Source organism: Dellaglioa sp. CoH-55-MRSF-9 (genome assembly GCF_056782155.1).
The window spans coordinates 1-241 of record NZ_JBXAYG010000162.1; the positions used below are offsets into that span (position 1 = coordinate 1).

Sequence of the window (241 nt, forward strand, 5' to 3'; positions counted from 1 at the left end):
TCCTTTTCCAGTTCGACCAGATTGATGCCAGCCGCCGAAAGCCACATCTTGAGTGGCACTGGCACCCCATCTGCGGCCGCGCGTTCCAGTGCCCCGAGCGGGTTCTCGACACCAATCGCGGCAAGCGCCTCACTCATCTTTTCGTTGAACTGCTGTTCCGTACATGCATATGGGTAGGAACCCAGCATATACAAGATGCTCTCGTCCCGACTCGTCGCCGTACTCGTATTTCGGTGCGTGC

Annotated in this window: 1 protein-coding gene; it reads right to left on the reverse strand. The window is 57.7% G+C overall.

Features of this window, described 5'->3' with window-relative positions; genetic code table 11:
• The coding region (locus AC1RPV_RS08185) for a hypothetical protein (RefSeq protein ID WP_481764267.1) at nt 1-194 on the reverse strand (194 nt) is incomplete at its 3' end.
• Nucleotides 195-241 lie beyond the last annotated feature (47 nt).